A 924-nucleotide genomic window follows, 5' to 3' on the forward strand; every position below is an offset into this window, starting at 1 on the left:
GGCGGCTAACGCCTTACCCGACCTACGGCCCGTACCATTGCGAGCTGAAGCTCTCAACGCTATCTCTCCCCATGGCTACTGAAACTGCCGGTGTTAGTGACTACCGGGCCCGAATATCGTGGGTTACGCCGCTACCGGCACACCGCTGTGAAAGCGGAACTCGGCCTCCGGACGGAGGATCAGCGCCGCTTCCGCCTCGCCGAGCTGGCGCACCCGCTCGCTGATATCTTCGCCGGCAATCTTCTGCGCCAGATCCAGATAGTCCTGATAGTGACGCGCCTCGGAGCGCAGAAGCGACAGGTAGAACTTCTGCAGATCGTCGTCCAGCCACGGCGCCAGGGCGGCAAAGCGTTCGCAAGAGCGGGCCTCGATATAGGCGCCGCAGATCAGCTTATCGATCAGCATCACCGGCTCATGCGAGCGCACTTCGCGCCGCAGGCCGCGGGCATAGTTGCTGGCGGTGATTTTGACGTAGGGGATATCGCGCGCCAGCATCATCTCCCGCACCTGCCAGAAGTGGTGTAGTTCCTCTTTAATCAACAAAATCATGCTGTCCAGCAGCTGGCGGCCCCACGGGTCGTCGGTCTGCGGCATGGCGCTTTTGTTGATCCGTTTATGCAGGGCGACAAAATCCGGCTCCGGCCCCCGGCGATAGGTGAAGTCTTCGTACGGCTTCAGGCAGGCCAACAGTTCGTCGGCGTCAGCTTTATCCGCGACGTAGCGACGCACCAGCAGCATGGCGTTCTGCGCCGCTTTCAGCTCGCACACCATATGGTCGGTCAGCAGCAGCGGCAGGGTTTCCGGCTTGCGGGCTTCGTCAATCCACGCCTGCGGCGTCGGGCAGTGCAGGAAGTTGATAATCGGGGAAAGAATCTGCGGGTAATCCATGAAAGTTCCTTGCTATACGGCGGGGGGGGGCGCCGG

Annotated in this window: 1 protein-coding gene; it reads right to left on the reverse strand. The window is 61.6% G+C overall.

Going from position 1 to position 924, the window contains the following annotated elements:
• Positions 1–123: 123 nt before the first annotated feature.
• On the reverse strand, positions 124–888 hold the full coding sequence (miaE, locus tag HMPREF9538_RS00190; RefSeq protein ID WP_009486533.1) for a tRNA isopentenyl-2-thiomethyl-A-37 hydroxylase MiaE: 765 nt from the start codon (positions 886–888) through the stop codon (positions 124–126).
• Positions 889–924: the final 36 nt, after the last annotated feature.

The sequence above is a fragment of the Klebsiella sp. MS 92-3 genome (assembly GCF_000195655.1).
Taxonomy (GTDB): Bacteria; Pseudomonadota; Gammaproteobacteria; order Enterobacterales; family Enterobacteriaceae; genus Klebsiella; species Klebsiella pneumoniae.

Coding starts and splice junctions, on each gene's coding strand:
- miaE (WP_009486533.1), bottom strand. CDS start 888: ATGGATTACCCGCAGATTCTTTCCCCGATTATCAACTTCCTGCACTGC.